This window comes from Aliivibrio sp. 1S128 (assembly GCF_001691065.1).
Lineage (GTDB): Bacteria > Pseudomonadota > Gammaproteobacteria > Enterobacterales > Vibrionaceae > Aliivibrio.
Window position 1 is genome coordinate 278 of sequence record NZ_MAJV01000138.1, and the last position, 358, is coordinate 635.

Annotated in this window: 1 protein-coding gene; it reads right to left on the reverse strand. The window is 35.5% G+C overall.

Annotated features, from left to right (window positions below; genetic code table 11):
- Positions 1-312, reverse strand: a 312-nt coding sequence (locus A6E03_RS20565) for a class I SAM-dependent methyltransferase (protein WP_141677306.1), incomplete at its 3' end; no start/stop codon positions are given.
- Positions 313-358: the final 46 nt, after the last annotated feature.

A 358-nucleotide genomic window follows, 5' to 3' on the forward strand; every position in this document is an offset into this window, starting at 1 on the left:
TGGAATGCATGTAAAAACAGTGCATGTAACAATGGCATCAAAGGAAGAATCAGAAAAAGGAAGTTGTGAACCTTTTGAGTAGTTCAGCTCAAGATGCGGGAATTCATTGTTCCCACGATTAATCATTTCCAATGAAGAATCAACACCACAAATACTTTTATAACCTAAGTCATAAAGCTCATTAGTTACTCTTCCATACCCACAGCCAAAATCGAGAACTTGGCTAGAATAAGGAACTGTATTAATAAGTAACTCGCTGATTAATTGAAGATTAAACTCAACTTTACCAGCAACATCATCCCAATTACTCAAAGATTTCTCCTTAAATCATATAACGCCTGCATAACACGTTTACTAC